This window comes from Furfurilactobacillus siliginis, from assembly GCF_001437435.1.
In the GTDB taxonomy this organism is placed as follows: domain Bacteria; phylum Bacillota; class Bacilli; order Lactobacillales; family Lactobacillaceae; genus Furfurilactobacillus; species Furfurilactobacillus siliginis.
In genome coordinates this window covers 56,671-75,735 of the sequence record NZ_JQCB01000007.1, presented here as the reverse complement: position 1 = coordinate 75,735, position 19,065 = coordinate 56,671, and the positions used below count along the sequence as shown (strand labels likewise).

Sequence of the window (19,065 nt, the reverse complement as noted above, 5' to 3'; positions counted from 1 at the left end):
TGTGGCATGATTTAAATAATTAAAAGCGTATCAGGAAAGAGGATCAGCAATGACGATTCAAGCAGAAATATTAACGGCAATCACTGAAGCATCGACGATTATTATTCATCGACATCAGCGACCTGATCCAGATGCATTAGGCTCCCAATTTGGGTTTCAAAAAGTGTTACAGGCAGCTTTCCCTAGCAAAAACATTTATGCAGTTGGCGACATTCCAACCGATTTAGGCTGGCTGGGTCAAAGTGATGAAATCGGTGATGAAACTTATGCAAATGCACTTGTAATCACTGTTGATACAGCGAATACAGAGCGTGTCGATGACGACCGTTTCAACCAAGGGTCAAAGCTGATTAAAATCGATCATCATCCTAATGATGATGCTTACGGCGATTTACAATGGGTACTGCCAGAGGCATCTAGCACATCAGAATTGCTTGTTGATTTAATCAATGATAGTGCCGGTTTGCTTAAATTGACGCGTGATGCTGCACAGCTATTTTATGCCGGTATTGTCGGTGACACAGGGCGCTTTTTGTATCCAGCGACTAGTGCGCATACCTTTGCCATTGCGAGCCAATTACTGGCATTAGGAATTGATGCGACTGATGTGAGTCGACATCAATCTGAGTTGAGCCGTGGATTAGGATACTTGATGGGTGAAATATTCGAAGACATCACGATTGATGCCAATGGTGCTGCTCATTTTATGATTACGCAAAAACGGATGCAGGAGCTTGATTTGGACAAGAGCCAAATTCAACCACTCGTGTCGACGCCTGGCCGGTTAGCAGCAGTTCGCGCCTGGTTACTGTTTGTCGAAAATGAAGACGGAACTTATCGTGTTCACTTACGGTCCAAGGGGCCTGCAATTAATGAGCTCGCGAAACGACACAATGGCGGTGGCCATGATTTAGCCAGCGGTGCTAACGCGGCTGATCAAGCAGAAGTCGACGTGATGATCGACGAATTAGCAACGCTGATGGCCGATTATAAATAATATAATAGTTTTTATAAAAGTACTTATAAAAAGGTGTGTTTTGAGGCTTCTTAGTTGGGTCAGTAAAGCGAACGTGCTAAATTGGCTTTAAAGCGTTAAGGAGAGTGGCCGCATGACTGTTGAAAACACACGTGCTAGTCAGGTTTTCAGTGACTGGCTACGGGCTGAGCGAAAGGCACGCCAACCATTTGAATTGATTTGGCGACTAGCTTATTTAGATGAAATTATGACGACAACTGAGGCGACACCGATTGTGACTGATCTGGCGGCAGCACAAGCAGTCAGTCAGCTACATAACGTTGCCTTTTTGGATTGCTTACAGGTCATTCCACATAAGCAACAGGCGTTAAAGGAACCAGCTCAAGTAACTTTAACCTGGCTAACGCGAGTCACTGAAACGGCCCATAGTCATTTATTTAGTAATATTGGTTTACTGATGGAGATTGTATTGGATAAGCAGTCTGGTCGCGGTGTGGAACAATGGGATCAACCAACAATAAGTACCGCGATAAAGCTGTCTGAATTATCAAATGACCAATTGTTATCGTTGGCAGCTGTTTTAGCTGCCCGCTTAGATGGACAGCCGGAACCCATTGTGGCTGCTAACACCCATTATCATCTGGCAGGGCAGCGTGAGGACGTTAATCATCCAAGACAATAGAGTTAACCAACAGGTGCCTTACTGAAAAGAGCCATTTTTCAGTAGGGCACTTTTTTGAATCAGTGTGGCTGCGTAGAAGATGAAAGCTGTGTTACCTTAGATGATAGTGGAGGAATATGATGACACGAAAAGCACGCGTTTTAACAATTGTTGTGTGGGTCTTGATGGCAGTGTGTGTCGGCACGCTTAGTTTGCGGCCGGCAGAACATTATGTGACGGCACAAAATATTGGTGGCTGGTGGTTAACGCTGGTCGTTTATTCAGTGGCCTTTGCACTGGGATGGTGGCAACGTGCGCACCAGTTTGGTAAATTTGTTTTAGCGATTACGGTGGCGTTAGCTGTTTTGTTTGGGTTATTTATTTTGCTGGTTGCATTATTTGCAGAAAATGGGCTAACCCGTAGTTTACTGGGTGGACTTGCACTTTTGGAAATTATTGCCGGCATTATGTGGTATGCGACGGTCTTTGAGCGACGAAACCGGTTAGCTAATCGAAAAATCGATGATTAATTCGTAGGAGAAATGTACGTGAAACAGACACAGAATAAACGGTTACTGGGTATTTTGCTGGCTAGTGGTGGTGCAACATTATGGGGCGTCTCGGGTGTTATTGCACAGACGCTTTTTCATGGTGAACACGCGGTTACGCCTGCATGGCTTACTGCTGTTCGAATGACCTTTGCGGGAATATTATTATTAACTTACAGCGCTTTACGGCATCAACAGCCGCTACGTGTGTGGCAAAATAAGCGGGCTGCCTTACAACAAGTTTTATTTGGACTGTTGGGACTTATTCCGATTCAGTTTTTTTACTTTTTGGCAATCCGTTACGGGAATGCTGCTGTCGCCACGATTCTACAGTTCTTGGGACCAATTGTGATCACGTTGTACTACATCGTGTTTCACAGGCAGTTGCCTTCTCGTGCAGAAACAATCGGAATGGTATTTGCCTTAGTTGGTGCTTTTTTTGTGGTTACCCACGGACAACTAACACATTTAGCGGTGTCACCGGCTTTGCTGTTTTGGGGATTGATGTCAGCAGTCGCGGTGGCGTCTAGCACATTGTTGCCGCGGCCATTGCTACCAGTGTATGGTGCTGGACCCGTTAATGGCTGGGGCCTTTTGATTGGTGGACTTGCAATGAACTTTATTCAGCCAATCTGGGTTGGGGTACCACCATTAACACCAACGCGGGTGCTAGCAATTAGTGCGGTTATTTTATTTGGTACGTTATTGGCATTTGTCATGTACGCGGTGAGCCTGCTTTACATTTCACCGACGACCGCTAGTTTGTTGGACGCGTTTGAACCGCTGGCCGCAACTGTAATTTCAATTACGGTGCTCCACATTCCATTTTCATGGGCAGATGGGCTGGGTGGCGCATTGATAATTGCAGCAGTTGTGATGCTGACGATGGGATATCGAATGCCAAAAGCGACTGAAATAGATGATTCATAAGTCTTGTGATAAAAATAACAAAGAAAAAATAATTTTGCTTATAAATGTTCACAAACCCATTGCTAAGGCATAGCTTATGTAAAAAGTTTTCACAAATGGAATTTCACAAATGAAAACGGCTTCAATGCAGGGAAACGCGTGCTATACTGGAATAGTGTTAAAACAATCTGGAGGTAGTTCAAAGTGAAAATTATTGCTTACGGTATTCGTGATGACGAACGCCCATACGTTGAAGAATGGTCCAAAGAACAAGGTATCGAAGTTAAGGCAGTTAAGGAACTTTTGACTGACGAAACAGTCGACCAAGCTGAAGGCTTTGATGGTGCCGTTGTGTACCAACAAAAACCTTACACGGCATCTGTTTTAGATAAGTTAGCCAAATTTGGCATTACTAACTTATCATTACGGAATGTTGGTGTTGATAACGTTGATGCTGATGCTGTTAAACGTAACGGTTTCAAAGTTACTAACGTGCCTGCTTACTCGCCAGCAGCTATTGCTGAATTCACAGTTACTGAATTGATGCGTTTGCTACGGCACACACCTCAATACGCTAACCGTCAAGCAAAGGGTGACTTGCAATGGGCACCAGACATTGCCACTGAATTGAACACCTTGACAGTTGGTGTCATTGCTACTGGTCGTATCGGCCGTGCCGCAATGCAAATCTACCGTGGCTTTGGTGCCAAAATTGTTGCCTACGATGTTTTCCACAATCCTGAATTGGAAAAGGAAGGCATCTACGTCGACACATTGGACGAATTATACAAGCAAGCTGATGTTATCTCACTTCATGCACCTGCAACGAAGGAAAACTTCCACATGTTGAATGCTGAAGCCTTCGGCAAGATGAAGGATGGCGTTTACATCTTGAACCCAGCCCGTGGTGATTTGATCGACACTGATGACTTGATTGCTGCCTTAGACTCTGGCAAGGTTGCCGGTGCTGCTTTGGACGTTTACGAAAAAGAAGTTGGTATCTTCAATGCTGACTTTGGTAGCTTCGATGCTATTCCTGACGAACGTTTGAAGAACTTGATGAAGCGCGAAAACGTGTTGGTTAGCCCACATATCGCCTTCTACACGAAGACTGCTGTTCGTAACATGGTGCAATTTGCCTTGAACAACAACAAACAATTAATTGAAACTGGTAAAGCAGAAAACGTTGTTAGCTTTGACTAATTACTAATCTGTTTTTGCAAGAGCTTGTCGATGAGGATACTTGTCGGTAAGCTCTTTTTTGTTTTGGTATACTGAAGCGTAATCTTTTAATAGGAGCGATTAATCAGATGACGTTTAGTGAGCAGGCATTACAAAACAACGAGCGTATGTGGCAGGCAAGTATTCACCATCCGTTCATCAAGCAGTTAAGTGATGGATCGATGCCAGAAGATGTATTTCGATATTATTTAATTCAAGACCATCATTATTTGCATGACTTTGCGAAAATTCATGAGCTGACCGCGGCCACTAGTGACGATGGTCATGTCAAACGAATGCTGGCAGAACTGGCAGCGGGATTGCGCGCAGGTGAAATCAGTACACGCGAAACTTTTTTCAAGGAACTTAACATTAGTGATGCAGATGTGAAGCAAACACCGATGGCTCCAACGACATATGCGTACACATCGCACATGTATCGAACGCTGACGGACCAAGGCGTTGCTGCAGCAGTAGCCGGATTATTACCATGTGCATGGTTGTATGCAGACATTGGTAAACACCTCGTTGGGTTGCATTCACCGGTGCCAATTTACCAAGCATGGATCGACAGTTACCAGGCTGATGATTATGTTGATTCAGTAGCTGACCAATTGGCGTTAACCAATGCGATTGCTGACCAGGCAGATGAAGCGACCCAAGCAAAAATGCAGTTGGCCTTTGCCCGCAGCACACACTATGAACACGATTTTTGGCAAATGGTATTGGATAAACAAGGGTGGAAATAACAGAGCGAGATCAAGCCCGGGTGTGAGCCGAGCAAGAATAAAGACGGTGGTAGTGGCTTTAGCCACGGACAGCGGCTAGATTCTGCACAGCGATTCAAGGCTTTATATCGCGTTTTCACTACATAAACTGAATGCTTCCACACCAAACCAAAGCGTTCGCGATAATTTTGATATCGCGAACGCTTTTTGTATGGCTACGGTCATAGCACAAAGTGTAGCACGCTTCAGCAAACGCGACCCGTGCAGAAGTTCTGTGTCTTACTCACAGCTTCCAGACCTCTGCTGAACGCTCTTTTCTGCATCAAAAGTTCTTTTACTAACATCTCACCAAAATTCAGCGTATAGTAACAACCCGGTCGAAGTCGTGAAACTTTGTCATGACAGGGCTTGGAAAAACTTTTTGATTGCAAAATAACGTAATCTTCGTATAATATAGTCAATATTAGTCAAAGATTGGGGTGAGCGATGATGGAAGGACCAACAAATATTTCAGATGTCATCGAAAAGTATTTGAAGGGGATTTTGGCAGAGGCCGAACAAGTTGAGATTCGACGCTCAGACATTGCCGACCAATTTAACGTCGTTCCGTCACAGATCAACTATGTGATTAAGACCCGGTTTACCATTCAAAACGGGTACATTGTTGAAAGTAAGCGTGGTGGCGGTGGCTACATTCGAATTGAAAAGGTGAATTTACTGGCTGATGCCGATGTGCTGGACAGTTTGCTAACTGATGTAGTCGGCGACTCAATCAATCAGCATGATGCGTTTGCTATCATTAATTCACTGTTTAACGATGGTGTGTTGAAGGAACGCGAAGCAAACATTATTTTAGCGGCAATTGATAAAGACACGTTAAATGTGGCTGACCGTGATGTTGAAAATACGTTGCGCGCACGGATTTTAATTGGTGTCTTAAACCGATTACGTTTTGAAGATTAACCTGCACGAGTTGAATGAATAAGAGAAAGGCAGGATCAACATATGGACAATTTATTTACGCCAAGTGCCAAGGACGTTTTAGTTTTAGCACAAGAACAAGCAAAGTACTTTAAACACCAGGCTGTTGGTACTGAACATCTGCTACTGGCATTGACGATTGAACAAAATGGGATTGCTAGCAAGGTCCTGCAGCAGTTTAACGTGACAGAAGAGGACGTTCGTGAAGAAATCGAACGCTTCACGGGTTACGGTACTTTGAGCGGTGTTAGCAAAGACACCTACTTACCTTACTCACCTAAAGCTAAGGACATGTTGTCATTAGCCGGGGATGAAGCTAAGCGGTTGGGTGCCACTAAAATTGGGACAGAACATTTATTGTTAGCGTTGTTGTCTGATGAAAGTATTTTGTCTTCGCGGATTTTAGCAACGTTGAACTTGGATCTGGCTCAGGCACGTAAGGTCATCTTGCGCAAACTAGGGGTTAGTGATACACCTCGTCGTCGCCAACAAATGGGGAAGAACGGTGCTACTAATAACGGTGGTAACGCAAAACAGCCTGCTGGGACACCTACGCTGGACTCATTGGCGCGTGATTTGACTGCATTGGCTGTTGACCAGCAGATGGATCCTGTCGTTGGCCGAGCTAAGGAAGTCAAACGGGTCATTCAGATCTTGAGCCGGCGGACGAAGAACAATCCGGTTTTGATTGGTGAACCTGGGGTTGGTAAAACAGCTATTGCTGAAGGCTTGGCACAAAAAATCGTTGCTGGGGATGTGCCTGATGATCTAGCCGACAAGCGGTTGATGATGCTAGATATGGGCTCATTAGTTGCTGGCACCAAGTACCGTGGTGAATTTGAAGATCGTTTGAAGAAGGTCATTGAAGAAATCTACAATGATGGCCACGTGATTTTATTCATCGATGAATTACACACGTTAATTGGTGCTGGTGGTGCAGAAGGGGCTATTGATGCCTCGAACATCTTGAAGCCTGCACTGGCTCGTGGAGAGCTGCAAACAATCGGTGCAACGACCTTAAACGAATACCAAAAGTACATTGAATCAGATGCTGCGTTGGAACGTCGGTTTGCAACGGTGCAAGTGGACGAGCCAAGCGAAAGCGAAGCAATCGATATTTTGCGCGGTTTGAAGAGCCGTTATGAAGATCATCATCATGTAGAAATTACCGATGATGCTGTGGAACAAGCCGTTAAACTGTCCTCACGCTACATTACGGAACGTTTCCTACCGGACAAGGCCATTGACTTGATGGACGAGGCCGCTGCCAAGGTTCGTATCGATGCATCTGTTGCGGGTCACAAGACAAAATTGGCTAAGCAAGAAGACAAACTGGCTGATTTGCAACAGGAAAAAGAAGCGGCGATTGAAAACCAGGACTTTGAAGGCGCAGCTGCTTTACGTGAGAAGGAAATGGCATTACGTAAGCGCGTCGATAAACTGTTGGATGACCAAGACGAGTCCCTTGCTGGGCAGACACATTACGAACTTAAGGTAACTGATGAGGATGTCGCAGATGTTGTATCACAATGGACGGGAATTCCATTGACACAGCTACAAAAGGACGAGGAATCACGGTTACTGAATTTGGAAAAGGTCCTGCACAAACGGGTCGTTGGTCAAGAAGAGGCAATTTCTGCGGTATCTCGGGCGATTCGGCGGGCACGTTCTGGATTAAAAGATCCAAATCGTCCCATTGGGTCATTCATGTTCCTTGGCCCAACTGGTGTCGGGAAGACTGAATTAGCAAAGGCTTTGGCCGAAGCAATGTTTGGCTCAGAAGACAACATGATTCGGGTTGACATGTCTGAATACCAGGAACGTTATAGCTCTAGCCGTTTGATTGGGGCAGCACCTGGTTATGTCGGTTACGATGAGGGTGGTCAGCTGACGGAACAAGTTCGTAACAAGCCTTACTCAGTTGTTTTACTGGATGAAGCTGAAAAGGCTGATACGGATGTGTTCAACCTGTTATTACAAGTTTTAGATGATGGGTTCTTGACGGATTCTAAGGGGCGCAAGGTCGACTTTAGAAACACGATTTTGATCATGACCTCCAACCTTGGTGCAACGGCGGTACGTGATGACAAAGAGGTTGGGTTTGGTGCGACGAGTGCCAGCGATAACTATGCGGCAATGTCTGACAAGATTCGCCAAGCATTACGGTTGACGTTTAGACCTGAATTCTTGAACCGAATCGATGAATCAGTCATCTTCCATTCATTGAACAAGGAAGAACTGCATGAAATCGTTAAGATCATGGCTGGTAATGTACTTGCCCGGGTGGCTGAACAAGGCATTAAGGTGAAGATCACACCAGCTGCGATTGACGTGGTCGCCAAAGCAGGCTTTGACCCAGAATACGGTGCACGGCCAATTCGGCGGGCATTGCAGACTGAGGTTGAGGATCGGCTGAGTGAAGCATTGATTGCTGGTCAAATTAAGACTAACGACTCTGTGACAGTTGGCGCTAAGGGTGGCAAAATTACGGTTACGACGAAAGAACAACCGGAAAAACCAGCAGCAGTTGCGACTAAGTAAGGTCATTATTTGAATTTATGAAGTCAAAGCGGTGTTTAGGACATGATTCATTTTGTCCTAAACACCGCTTTTTGATTTGCGCGCTTAAATAGTAAAAATGTGGGATGAAAATGCATTTAAATTTTCAAACATGGTGCCAGTTTTTAAAGTCATAAAACGAAATCAAACAAAAAACTTCCTATGATTCTCAAATATCGAAGTCGTTTTGAAAACGAAATTCGTACGATGCTGGTATGATTAAATCAGTGAATTGATGGCGTTTAAATCAGTCACTGTCCACTGAGCGCAACCATTGACAGAATGAGTGATGGCGAGTATATTACTCATTGTATATCACTGTGAATAAAAATCGTTCTGGCGATCTATTGTCCGTCAGAACCCCTATAGAAAAGCAAAAGTAGCATGCTTTCAACTCATTAACTGGGCTGTTCAATCATTGCTTCTTTTGCCTTTTTTATGCTCAAAATTCGGTATTTTAGTGATTTGTAATCAAACTGTAATATCTAATTTGAGCTTTATTCACCGGAAAACCAATCAAAAGGAGTGAAGAACTTGGCAGGGCATTTAGTTAAATACGGTAAGCACCGGACCCGCAGAAGTTACGCACGTATCAAGGAAGTTCTTGATCTACCGAACCTGATTGAAATCCAAACGGATTCATACCAATGGTTCTTGGACGAAGGCTTGCGTGACATGTTCGATGACATCATGCCAATTGATGATTTCCAGGGGAACTTGTCACTGGAATTCGTTGACTACCAATTACTCGAACCAAAATACACGGTTGATGAGGCACGTGAACACGATGCCAACTATTCAGCACCGCTGCACGTTACTTTACGTTTGACGAACCATGAAACTGGTGAAATCAAGAGTCAAGACGTGTTCTTTGGTGATTTCCCACTGATGACTGATCAGGGGACGTTTATCATCAATGGGGCAGAACGAGTTATCGTTTCACAATTAGTTCGTTCACCTGGTGTTTACTACACTGAGGATGAAGATAAGAACGGTCGTGAAGTGTATGGTGCAACGGTTATTCCTAACCGTGGTGCATGGCTCGAATACGAAACAGACGCCAAGGAAATCTCTTATGTCCGGATTGACCGGACACGGAAACTGCCAATGACTGAACTTGTTCGGGCATTAGGTTATGGTTCTGACGATGAAATCATCGAAATCTTGGGTCAAAGTGACGCTTTAATGGCCACTTTGGAAAAGGATATTCATAAGAATGCTGATGATTCACGTGTTGAAGAATCCTTGAAGGATGTTTACGAACGTTTACGTCCCGGCGAACCTAAGACAGCTGACTCTTCACGGAGTCTGTTGACTGCACGGTTCTTCGATCCTAAGCGTTACGACACTGCTCCTGTTGGTCGTTACAAGTTAAACAAGAAGCTTGATCTACACACCCGTTTACTAGGCTTGACGCTTGCTGAAACGCTTGCTGATCCTGACTCAGGTGAGATCATTGCCGAAAAGGGTGCTGTGATCGACAAGACCGTTATGGCCAAGTTGGCACCATACCTGGATCAAGAAGACTTTAAGTCAGTTACCTTTACACCTTCAGATGAAGCTGTCGTAACTGAACCGATGACAGTCCAGATCATCAAGGTTTACTCCAAGAAGGATCCTGAACAAGTCTTAAACATCATTGGTAATGGTCATATCGACTTAAAGAACCACACCATTCAGCCTGCTGATATCATTGCTTCAATCAACTACTTCTTCAGTTTGCAAGAAGGTCTTGGTTCAACTGATGATATTGATCACTTGGGTAACCGTCGGATTCGTTCTGTGGGTGAATTACTCCAGAACCAATTCCGGATTGGTTTATCACGGATGGAACGGGTTGTTCGGGAACGGATGTCCATTCAGGATTCCGCAACTGTAACACCACAACAATTAATCAATATTCGTCCAGTTGTTGCTTCAATCAAAGAATTCTTTGGTAGTTCACAACTGTCACAATTCATGGATCAGACTAACCCATTGGGTGAATTAACTCATAAACGGCGTCTATCTGCACTTGGACCTGGTGGTTTGACACGTGACCGTGCCGGATATGAAGTCCGGGATGTTCACTACACCCACTATGGTCGGATGTGTCCTATCGAAACACCTGAAGGTCCTAACATTGGGTTGATTAACTCATTGTCTAGTTACGCGAAGGTTAACCGTTACGGATTCATTGAAACGCCTTACCGTCGTGTTTCTTGGGATAACCACAAAGTTACTGACCGAATCGACTACTTAACTGCCGATGAAGAAGATAACTTTGTCATTGCTCAAGCCAACTCACCATTGAGTGACGATGGTTCATTCGTTGATGACACTGTTTTGGCACGTTCAAAGGATGAAAATATTGAAACATCAATCGATAACATCGATTACATGGATGTTTCACCTAAGCAAGTAGTTGCTGTTGCCACTGCATGTATTCCTTTCTTGGAAAACGATGATTCTAACCGTGCTTTGATGGGTGCCAACATGCAACGGCAAGCTGTTCCTTTATTGAATCCACATGCCCCACTTGTTGGGACTGGGATTGAATATAAGGCAGCGCATGATTCTGGGGTTGCCTTGATCAGTAAGGCTTCTGGAATTGTTGAATACGTTGATGCAACGCAAATTCGTGTTCGCCGTGAAGACAGTACTTTGGATACCTACAAGTTGATGAAGTTCCGTCGCTCAAACGGTGGTAAGAACTACAACCAACGTCCAATCGTTAAGGTTGGCGACAGTGTTGATGCCGATGAAATTTTGGCTGACGGTCCTTCAATGGAAGGTGGGGAATTAGCCCTTGGGCAAAACCCATTGATTGCCTTCATGACTTGGAACGGTTATAACTTCGAAGATGCCATTGCCATTTCCGAACGGTTGGTTAAGGATGATGTCTACACTTCAATTCATATCGAAGAATATGAATCAGAAGCACGAGACACCAAACTTGGACCTGAAGAAATGACTCGCGAAATTCCTAACGTTGGTGAAGATTCATTGAAGGATCTTGACGAAGAAGGAATTATCCGTGTTGGTGCTGAAGTGCAAGACGGCGACATCTTAGTTGGTAAGGTTACGCCTAAGGGTGTGACAGAATTATCAGCTGAAGAACGTTTGCTGCACGCTATCTTTGGTGAAAAGGCACGTGAAGTTCGTGATACTTCACTGCGTGTTCCTCATGGTGGTGGCGGTATCATCCAGGATGTTAAGATCTTTACTCGTGAAAACGGGGATGAATTATCACCTGGTGTGAACATGATGGTCCGTGTCTACATCGCTCAGAAGCGTAAGATTCAGGTCGGTGACAAGATGTCAGGTCGTCATGGGAACAAGGGTACTGTATCAATTGTTATTCCTGAAGAAGACATGCCTTACATGCCAGATGGAACACCAATTGACATCATGCTTTCACCAATGGGTGTGCCTTCTCGTATGAACATTGGGCAAGTGCTGGAACTGCATTTAGGAATGGCTGCTCGTAAACTTGGTATCCATGTTGCAACGCCTGTCTTTGATGGTGCGCAAGATAAGGATATCTGGGACGCTGTTCAAGAAGCAGGAATGCCTACTGATGCCAAGTACGTCTTGTACGATGGTCGGACCGGTGAAGCGTTTGATAACCGGATCGCCGTTGGTGTCATGCACTACTTGAAGTTGGCCCACATGGTCGACGACAAGATCCATGCTCGTTCAATCGGACCTTACTCACTTGTTACGCAACAACCACTTGGTGGGAAAGCGCAATTTGGGGGTCAACGTTTCGGTGAAATGGAAGTTTGGGCTTTGGAAGCCTATGGTGCTGCTTACACATTGCAAGAAATCTTGACTTACAAGTCAGATGACGTCGTTGGTCGTGTTAAGACCTATGAAGCAATTGTTAAGGGTGAACCAATTCCGAAGCCTGGTGTGCCTGAATCATTCCGTGTTCTGGTTAAGGAACTTCAAGCACTTGGTCTGGACATGAAGGTCTTAGACAACAACAAGCAAGAAATTGAACTGCGTGACATGGATGATGATGAAGATGACGTTGTTAACGTTGATGCATTAAGCAAGTACGCCGCTGAACATCCTGTGGATGAAAAGCCTGACGAACAAGCGCCTGCAGCGCAACCAACAACTGCACCGGCAGCAGAATCTGAACACACCACTAACGAATAGTTAGGTTGTGAACCGTCGCCATTGAAATTAGAAGGAGGTCAATCCTTTGATTGATGTCAACAAATTTGAAAGCATGCAGATTGGGCTTGCTTCGCCTGATAAAATCCGCAGCTGGTCATACGGTGAAGTTAAGAAGCCAGAGACCATCAATTATCGGACATTAAAGCCTGAACGTGATGGGCTGTTCGATGAACGGATTTTTGGACCCACCAAAGACTGGGAATGTGCGTGTGGTAAGTACAAGCGGATCCGGTATAAGGGTGTCGTTTGTGACCGTTGTGGTGTTGAAGTCACACGGTCAAAGGTTCGTCGTGAACGGATGGGCCATATTGAATTAGCCGCACCAGTTACACATATTTGGTACTTCAAGGGAATCCCAAGCCGGATGGGTTTGGTTTTGGACATGAGCCCACGTTCTCTAGAAGAAATCATTTACTTCGCTTCATACGTTGTGTTGGAATCTGGTGACACACCTTTGGAACGCAAGCAATTGCTTTCAGAACGTGAATATCGTGAAAAGAAGCAAGAATATGGGAATGAATTCCAAGCCGAAATGGGTGCGGAAGCCATTCGTAAGTTACTGTCAGCAGTAGACTTAGATAAGGAAGCTGCTGAATTAAAGGAACAACTGAAAGAAGCTTCAGGCCAAAAGCGGACGCGTGCCGTTCGTCGTTTGGACATCTTGGAAGCCTTCTTACAATCCGGTAACCGTCCTGACTGGATGGTTATGGATGTTGTGCCAGTTATTCCACCTGATTTACGGCCAATGGTTCAATTGGAAGGTGGCCGTTTCGCCACTTCCGATTTGAATGATTTGTACCGTCGGGTTATCAACCGTAACAACCGGTTGAAGCGTTTGTTAGATTTGAACGCACCTGGAATCATCGTTCAAAATGAAAAGCGGATGTTACAAGAAGCCGTTGATGCATTGATCGATAATGGTCGTCGTGGCCGTCCCGTTGCCGGTCCTGGTAACCGTCCATTGAAGTCTCTTTCACACATGTTGAAAGGGAAACAAGGTCGGTTCCGTCAGAACTTACTTGGTAAACGTGTTGACTACTCTGGCCGTTCTGTTATCGATGTTGGACCAACTCTGAAGATGAACCAAATGGGATTACCTGTGCCAATGGCCATGGAACTCTTCAAGCCATTCATCATGAAAGAATTGGTTAAACGTGAATTAGCCTCAAACATCAAGAATGCACGTCGCAAGATCGACCGTCAGGATAATGATGTTTACGATGTTTTGGAAGATGTTATTAAGGAACACCCAGTGTTACTTAACCGGGCACCTACATTACACCGCTTGGGAATTCAAGCTTTCGAACCAGTCTTAGTTTCTGGTAAAGCGATGCGTGTTCACCCACTTGTGTGTGAAGCTTACAATGCCGATTTCGATGGAGACCAAATGGCCATCCACGTTCCGTTGTCAGACGAAGCACAAGCAGAAGCACGTTTATTGATGTTAGCTGCCGGACACATCTTGGCACCTGCCAATGGTCGTCCAGTGGTTACACCATCACAAGATATGGTTATCGGTAACTACTACCTAACCACTGAAGAAGCTGGTCGCGAAGGTGAAGGGATGATCTTTAAAGATCTGAACGAAGCCCGCGTTGCCTACCAAAACGGTTACGTGCATTTGCACAGTCGGGTTGGGGTTCAAGCTTCATCAATGACGACAAAGCCATTCACTGATGAACAGCGGAGTCGCATCTTGGTTACGACTGTTGGGAAGATGATCTTTAACGCCATCTTGCCTGACAAGTTCCCTTACTTGAATGAACCTACGTCAGCTAACTTAACTGATGGTGTAGACGATCGGTTCTTCCTTGAACCAGGAACAGATTTGAAGGCTGTGTTGAGCAATCAACCACTGAATGATCCGTTCAAGAAGGGCTTCTTGGCTGATATCATTGCCGAAGTTTACAAGATTTACAAAGTTACTGCTACATCATTGCTGTTGGACCGGATGAAGGATTTGGGTTACTACGAATCCACGAACTCTGGTTTAACGGTTGGGATTGCCGATATTTCAACGCTGAAGACAAAGAACGACATTGTTTCTGAAGCGCGTAAGCAAGTATCAACGATTTCCAAGCAATTCCGTCGCGGGTTGATCACCGATGACGAACGTTACCAACGTGTTATTGACGTTTGGAACACTGCTAAAGATGATATTCAAGAACAGTTAGTTGACTCCATGGAATGGGATAACCCAATCTTTATGATGAGTGATTCCGGTGCCCGTGGTAACATCTCTAACTTTACGCAATTAGCCGGGATGCGTGGTTTGATGGCTGCGCCTAATGGTCAAACGATGGAATTACCTATCGTTTCTAACTTCCGTGAAGGACTATCTGTCTTGGAAATGTTCATTTCAACCCATGGGGCTCGTAAAGGGATGACCGATACTGCCTTGAAGACTGCCAACTCAGGTTACTTGACTCGGCGTCTGGTTGACGTGGCACAGGATGTTATCATTCGTGAAAAGGATTGTGGGACAGACCGTGGTTTGACCATTCACGCCATCACGAACGGAAACGAAATGATTGAATCACTATACGAACGTATCCTAGGTCGTTATGCGATGAAGTCAATCAAGCATCCTGAAACAGGTGAAGTATTGGTTAACGCCAATGAAATGATTGATGAAGATGTTGCCCAAGCAGTTGTTGATGCAGGGGTTACAGAAGTTGTCATTCGTTCAGCCTTCACTTGCAACACGCAACATGGTGTTTGTGAACGCTGTTATGGCCGTAACATGGCTACTGGTGATCGGGTTGAAGTTGGTGAAGCAGTTGGTACTGTTGCCGCCCAATCAATCGGTGAGCCTGGTACACAATTGACGATGCGTAACTTCCATACCGGTGGTGTTGCCGGGGACGATATTACCCAAGGGCTTCCTCGTGTTCAAGAAATCGTTGAAGCACGGAATCCTAAAGGTAAAGCTGAGATTACTGAAGTGACGGGGACGATTGTCTCTATCGAAGAAAACCCAGCTGAACGAACGAAGGAAGTAACGGTTAAGGGTGAAGCTGAAACGCGGACGTACACGTTGCCATTACGGGCACGGATGCGTGTTGCTGAAGGCGACTTTATCCACCGTGGCTCTTCACTAAATGAAGGTTCAATTGATCCTAAGGAACTCTTGAAGGTTCGTGACGTTCTATCGACTGAAAACTACTTGCTCCGTGAAGTTCAACGTGTTTACCGGATGCAAGGTGTTGGGATTGCCGACAAGCATATCGAAATCATGGTTCGTCAAATGATGCGGAAAGTTCGTGTCATGGATCCAGGTGACACTGATATGTTGCCAGGTACCTTGATGGACATTGCTGACTTTAGAAATGCCAACACGAAGACGCTGGTTGACGGTGGAATTCCTGCAACAAGTCGTCCAGTGATCTTAGGGATTACTAAAGCCGCTCTGGAAACCAACAGTTTCTTGTCTGCTGCTTCATTCCAAGAAACAACGCGTGTCCTTACCGATGCCGCTATTCGTGGAAAGAACGACCCACTTGTTGGGTTGAAGGAAAATGTTATCATCGGGAAGATCATTCCTGCTGGTACTGGGATGCCAGATTACCGGAAGATTCAGCCTAAAGAGACTGAAGTGACTGGTACTGAAGGGGTCTACTCCATCAGCGACTTAGAACAAAAAATGCGTGAAGAAGACGCCAAGAGCACTAACTAATTAGCATCTGACAATTAAAAGGCCTGTCGACATAAGCAAAATTATGCCGACAGGCCTTTTTGTGTTTGCAAACGTATTTTAGAGACGCTTGCTTACAGTTGGACGATTTCGATTTAAAAAAGTCAGTTTAGTGGTGTTTCGCACGGAAGTTCCTTATGATTAGCGTGATTTAACAATGAAAGGACTGGCTGACATGATTGAATTCAAATACGATACGCAGTGTTTGATCGAGGGAACAAAACTAGATGAAGATGCGATTGACGCCGCTATTAAAGCAAAATTTGCAGGGGATAGTTTGATTGCTGTAGGTGATGAAAACCTGATTAAGATTCATTTTCATACAAACGAACCCTGGGATATTTTAAAGTACTGTGCGTCGTTGGGAGATATTTTCGATATCGTGGTAGAAGATATGGATCGCCAAGCCCGTGGTTTAAAAGGTTAACAAGGCGGCACCAAGCAGGCTACAAAATAAAAACATCTCGATGATCGATTCGCCACGACTAAGTAGGCTGAACGATCATCGGGATGCTTTTTTACATTGCGCCGTTATTAGACGAAAGCTACATTAGCGGAACATCGTCTTGGTGGCACGTGCCAGGACGCGCGGATCCTTTTCGTAATGGTGCATTGGCGTCAGCTTGCTATCAGGAATGTTCAAGAAATGGTACACAGCCGTTTGGGCGCAACGGAATGAATATTGTTCCGTGAAGACCATGTCAAACGGCATTTCAGCAAATTGGCTGATGAAAGCTAGATTGTGGCTATGCTTAGGAACAACAAGTGGTCGGTCGCCAACTGCACGACGGTTAAATAACGCACTGGCATATGGCATGTATACGGGAATGACATTAACCGTGGAAGCCATGATTTGATCCGTATGATTACTGATGTTGTCTCGACTATCATCGGTTTGAGCTAAATGCCCTAAGAATTCGGTCAAAATTTCACGACCGGTCATTTCGATGAATGGTTTGTCGACAAATTCACCATTGCGGCGTGGATACATGATGTAGCCCCAAAAGACTGTTTCATTTTCCTTTTGAGCGTGGAAGTGTGGTTGGTGGTGAACAACAAGTGACATCAAACCGGCACTGTCAATCCACGTATTCAATGCGTTACCAGGTTGCTGTTGCGTGATACGCGTGATTTGATTCAACAAATAGTGATCGCTGTTTGTAACGGTGAAGCTCATCCATTCGCTTTGTTCACGGTCGTTGAAGAATTTATCAGGATGGCCCAGGTCATAGAAGTGTTCAGCAGCTTGTTTCCATAATGCAGCACTTGGCGCGTAATCGAGGTTTTCTTTTAGTGGGGTATCCATGTCTCCAAATGACGAACTGTCAGTGATGGAACCATTGGTATCGAAAACGAAATCATCCTCATTGATGTCGACATGACCAGTCTTGCCGGCCTCGTCGACGACTTCATAATCGAAGCCGGTGACGATGATGTCATCACGTAATGGCGTGTCTTTAAAAGTCAGTGCAGTGATCTTGCGGTTATCAATGAACGTAACACCATGTTCTTCAAGGAAATGCCGCATTGGTAGGATGAGACTTTCATATTGGTTGTATGGTGTTCTCGTTACACCTTCCAGTGTATTGATACGGCTGAATTCTAGAATCATCCGATTCATGTACCGCCGTAATTCCATGGCCGAGCTTTGACGTTTGAATGCAAAGGTTGTTTGCCACATGTACCAGAAATTAGTGGTGAAGAAATGTGGTGAGCTTGCAAACCAGTCGTCGATACCAATATCGTTTAACTGTGGCTCTTTACTTTCAGGCATCATCATTAACTTGGTCAGTAAGAAACGGTCTCGATTATCAAACTGCATGTGGCGATAATCGTTTTCGTCGCCTTTGTTACGAATGCCGTTCATTTTATCAATTAACCGAGCAATGTCATGTGTTGGATGTGCGTGGTCAAAGCTAAGTACTTCGTCAGTGACAGATTGACCAGGATGATCTAGCGAGGGTACAGAGCGGAGCAGATCCCACAAATTTTCGTAAGTCTCCTCGTTTAGCATGCGGCCGCCTTTAGCTAAAAATCCTTTGGTGTTTTCGATGGCAGCATTTTGGTATTCATCGGTATAGTCAGCAACGGGTGCCCCGTCATTTGCACCATGTTTTTCTAGGCCAAACATCGTGATTTGTGAACCATTCCAGTGCCCGTCACGAATCAGGTAAATGCCTGCTGCAAGATTTCCGATACCAGTTCCAATCATATAAGCATGTTGTGTCATGTGAATAACTTCCTTTCTTTATGAGAACTGTTAATGGTAACTATGACGAATGGTGGTTAATAAGTGTTCTACCTGATTCAACGCAGCATCCACGGTCAGACGGTAGCGATGATGTAAGCCCTCAGTTGTTGTGGCGACTAATCCTGCATCACGCAGTAGTTTTAAATGATGAGAAACGGCAGGTTGCGATAGCTGCATTTGCCGTGTTAGTTCTGAAACCGTTAAGCCGTCGACTAGGTGAGCACCTAATAAAATAATCAACCGTTGCCGATTAGTGTCTGCGAGTGTATTGAGTAAATCGAGGTTAGCTACAAATTCATCAAGCGCTTGTCGCTGACGTTTAGGTAGCTCAGCAACTTGTTGCATACACATCACCTCATTCATATATTTA

General features: G+C 44.9%; 13 protein-coding genes. 11 read left to right on the top strand and 2 right to left on the bottom strand.

Annotated features, from left to right (window positions below):
- The first annotated feature begins 49 nt into the window (after positions 1-49).
- From IV55_RS06305 to IV55_RS06255, 11 genes are all read left to right on the top strand, one after another.
- Complete coding sequence (locus IV55_RS06305) at positions 50-997, top strand: DHH family phosphoesterase (protein ID WP_057810462.1); 948 nt, start codon at positions 50-52, stop codon at positions 995-997.
- A gap of 112 nt (positions 998-1,109) precedes the next feature.
- Positions 1,110-1,658 carry a hypothetical protein gene (locus IV55_RS06300; protein WP_057810460.1) on the top strand — a complete coding sequence of 183 codons (549 nt, stop codon included), beginning with the start codon at positions 1,110-1,112 and terminating at the stop codon, positions 1,656-1,658.
- A 119-nt stretch (positions 1,659-1,777) separates the two neighbouring features.
- Positions 1,778-2,167, top strand: coding sequence for a hypothetical protein (locus IV55_RS06295; protein ID WP_057810458.1), 390 nt, complete (start codon positions 1,778-1,780; stop codon positions 2,165-2,167).
- A gap of 18 nt (positions 2,168-2,185) precedes the next feature.
- On the top strand, positions 2,186-3,115 hold the full coding sequence (locus IV55_RS06290) for a DMT family transporter (protein WP_225425820.1): 930 nt from the start codon (positions 2,186-2,188) through the stop codon (positions 3,113-3,115).
- A gap of 183 nt (positions 3,116-3,298) precedes the next feature.
- Positions 3,299-4,297 carry a D-2-hydroxyacid dehydrogenase gene (locus IV55_RS06285; protein ID WP_057810455.1) on the top strand — a complete coding sequence of 333 codons (999 nt, stop codon included), beginning with the start codon at positions 3,299-3,301 and terminating at the stop codon, positions 4,295-4,297.
- Between the two features lie 107 nt (positions 4,298-4,404).
- Entirely contained in the window at positions 4,405-5,064 is a 660-nt protein-coding gene (tenA, locus tag IV55_RS06280; RefSeq protein ID WP_057810453.1) for a thiaminase II, read from the top strand.
- Positions 5,065-5,532: 468 nt separating this feature from the next.
- The gene (locus tag IV55_RS06275; RefSeq protein ID WP_057810451.1) at positions 5,533-6,006 is read left to right on the top strand and encodes a CtsR family transcriptional regulator; all 474 of its coding nucleotides are present in this window, start codon (positions 5,533-5,535) and stop codon (positions 6,004-6,006) included.
- A gap of 42 nt (positions 6,007-6,048) precedes the next feature.
- Positions 6,049-8,565 carry an ATP-dependent Clp protease ATP-binding subunit gene (locus tag IV55_RS06270; RefSeq protein ID WP_057810449.1) on the top strand — a complete coding sequence of 839 codons (2,517 nt, stop codon included), beginning with the start codon at positions 6,049-6,051 and terminating at the stop codon, positions 8,563-8,565.
- Positions 8,566-9,108: 543 nt separating this feature from the next.
- Positions 9,109-12,729, top strand: a complete 3,621-nt coding sequence (gene rpoB / locus IV55_RS06265; RefSeq protein ID WP_057810446.1) for a DNA-directed RNA polymerase subunit beta — start codon at positions 9,109-9,111, stop codon at positions 12,727-12,729.
- Between the two features lie 46 nt (positions 12,730-12,775).
- On the top strand, positions 12,776-16,426 hold the full coding sequence (gene rpoC, locus IV55_RS06260) for a DNA-directed RNA polymerase subunit beta' (RefSeq protein ID WP_057810444.1): 3,651 nt from the start codon (positions 12,776-12,778) through the stop codon (positions 16,424-16,426).
- A gap of 193 nt (positions 16,427-16,619) precedes the next feature.
- Positions 16,620-16,871, top strand: coding sequence for a kinase to dihydroxyacetone kinase (locus IV55_RS06255; RefSeq protein WP_057810554.1), 252 nt, complete (start codon positions 16,620-16,622; stop codon positions 16,869-16,871).
- Between the two features lie 123 nt (positions 16,872-16,994).
- Here IV55_RS06255 and IV55_RS06250 read toward each other — a convergent pair whose 3' ends face one another.
- Together IV55_RS06250 and IV55_RS06245 are read right to left on the bottom strand one after the other, a co-directional pair.
- A complete protein-coding gene (locus tag IV55_RS06250) occupies positions 16,995-18,674 on the bottom strand; it encodes an oleate hydratase (protein ID WP_057810443.1) in 1,680 nt (559 codons plus the stop codon).
- Between the two features lie 30 nt (positions 18,675-18,704).
- Positions 18,705-19,040 (bottom strand): ArsR/SmtB family transcription factor, encoded by a 336-nt coding sequence (locus IV55_RS06245; protein ID WP_057810441.1) that lies wholly within the window; start codon positions 19,038-19,040, stop codon positions 18,705-18,707.
- Between the last annotated feature and the right edge of the window lie 25 nt (positions 19,041-19,065).

What these genes read in the sequence shown, in the direction of transcription:
- IV55_RS06305 (WP_057810462.1), top strand. Translation starts at nt 50, where the DNA reads ATGACGATTCAAGCAGAAATATTAACGGCAATCACTGAAGCATCGACG.
- IV55_RS06300 (WP_057810460.1), top strand. Translation starts at nt 1,110, where the DNA reads ATGACTGTTGAAAACACACGTGCTAGTCAGGTTTTCAGTGACTGGCTA.
- IV55_RS06295 (WP_057810458.1), top strand. Translation starts at nt 1,778, where the DNA reads ATGACACGAAAAGCACGCGTTTTAACAATTGTTGTGTGGGTCTTGATG.
- tenA (WP_057810453.1), top strand. Translation starts at nt 4,405, where the DNA reads ATGACGTTTAGTGAGCAGGCATTACAAAACAACGAGCGTATGTGGCAG.
- IV55_RS06275 (WP_057810451.1), top strand. Translation starts at nt 5,533, where the DNA reads ATGGAAGGACCAACAAATATTTCAGATGTCATCGAAAAGTATTTGAAG.
- IV55_RS06270 (WP_057810449.1), top strand. Translation starts at nt 6,049, where the DNA reads ATGGACAATTTATTTACGCCAAGTGCCAAGGACGTTTTAGTTTTAGCA.
- IV55_RS06255 (WP_057810554.1), top strand. Translation starts at nt 16,620, where the DNA reads ATGATTGAATTCAAATACGATACGCAGTGTTTGATCGAGGGAACAAAA.
- IV55_RS06250 (WP_057810443.1), bottom strand. Translation starts at nt 18,674, where the DNA reads ATGACACAACATGCTTATATGATTGGAACTGGTATCGGAAATCTTGCA.
- IV55_RS06245 (WP_057810441.1), bottom strand. Translation starts at nt 19,040, where the DNA reads ATGCAACAAGTTGCTGAGCTACCTAAACGTCAGCGACAAGCGCTTGAT.